Here is a 1,027-nt window from a genome sequence, read left to right as displayed (position 1 = left end):
CGAATAGCTCGTGCCGTCGCTGTCCGTGTAGATCCCGCCCACCGCGGTCGACGACTCGCCGCTCGCCGCACTGCCCGCACCCGACGCCACGCTGTGCACGCCCGTCGCCGATGCGTCCTCGCTGCCGTCGGTCGCGCCGTCGGCCTGGAAGAAGCGGCTGTTGCTGGTCGCCTGCTTGACCTGGCCCACCGTGGCCGCGTCGGTGTCTTCCGTACCGTCGGCGACGCCGGTGATCTGGCGGGTCAGGCCGTTGGCGGTGTCGCCCACCGCAACGCTGTTGTCGCGGTCCGTGAAGGAATGGTCGCCCAGGGCCACGCTGTTCGCGTTGAACGCCGTGCTGGAGTCGCCGATCGCGACGCTGCTTTCGCCCGAGGCCCAGCTGTTGATGCCGAGCGCCGTGGCATTGTCGCCCGGCGCGTAGGCGAAGTAGCCGACTGCCGTGCTGCCGATGCCTTCGGCGGCGGATATCGCGCCGACCGCGGTGGACAGGTCGGCGGTAGCGATCGCGCCGGCACCGAGTGCCGTAGCTTGCTCGCCATTGGCGACCGTATCCACGTAGAAGCCCGAGCCCGGGATCAGTTCGGCCGAGCCGCCGACCGCCACGCTGCCATTGCCGATGGCCGCGCTCTGCGTGCCCACCGCCAGCGAGTAGTCGCCCACCGCATTGGCGACCGCACCCAGCGCCAGCGACTGCGCGCCGCTTGCGTAGGCGCCCAGGCCCAGCGCGGTCGAAGCGAAGCCGCCCGCGTTCGCGCTGGCGCCGATCGCGGTGCCGCCGAGGCCGGCGCTGGTCGCGCCGGTGGTGATCGGGTTGCCGTTCGTGTCGGTGATGATCGGGTCGCCGTCCTCGTCCACCGCGTTGCCGCCCACCGCCACGCTGCCGGCGCCGGAGGCTTCCGCCGCCGCGCCGAACGCCGCGCTGTTGATGCCCGAGGCCACCGCGCCGTAGCCGGCCGCCGTGGCGTAGTCCGCCGCGCCTACCGCGCCGCTGCCGAACGCCGAGGCGCCCACGCCGAGCGCACCGGCG

At 73.3% G+C, this 1,027-nt stretch carries 1 pseudogene; it reads right to left on the bottom strand.

Features of this window, described 5'->3' with window-relative positions:
• Positions 1–1,027, bottom strand: a pseudogene (locus ASG87_RS08880) (cell surface protein); the annotation flags it as partial.

The sequence above is a fragment of the Frateuria sp. Soil773 genome, from assembly GCF_001428405.1.
Classification (GTDB): Bacteria; Pseudomonadota; Gammaproteobacteria; order Xanthomonadales; family Rhodanobacteraceae; genus LMSL01.
This window is presented reverse-complemented; position numbering and strand designations above follow the sequence as displayed.